Annotated in this window: 1 protein-coding gene; it reads left to right on the top strand. The window is 60.8% G+C overall.

Annotated features, from left to right (window positions below; translation table 11 throughout):
* Window positions 1–255 (top strand): transposase (locus KBY97_RS14600; protein ID WP_255148070.1); only part of this gene is annotated, 255 nt, incomplete at both ends.

Genomic DNA, 255 nt, shown 5'->3' with positions numbered 1-255 from the left:
AAAGTCCACATTGGCGTCGACAAGGACTCCGGCCTCATCCACTCTGTGGAGACCACCGCCGCCAATGTGCACGACCTCACGGCAGCAGCCGAGCTGCTCCATGGTGATGAGGAGGTGGTCTACGCCGATGCCGGTTACCAAGGCATCGAGAAGCGCCCTGAAATGGAAGGCAAGAGCACCACCTTTCGCATTGCCATGCGACCCGGGAAAAGGCGCGCCTTGCCCGATACAGCCGAGGGGCGACTGGATGATCTT

Origin of the sequence: Synechococcus sp. ATX 2A4, assembly GCF_024346375.1 — a bacterium.
Classification (GTDB): Bacteria; Cyanobacteriota; Cyanobacteriia; order PCC-6307; family Cyanobiaceae; genus MW101C3.
The sequence above is the reverse complement of the archived record's forward strand: the minus strand, read 5'-3'. Positions and strand labels throughout refer to the sequence as shown.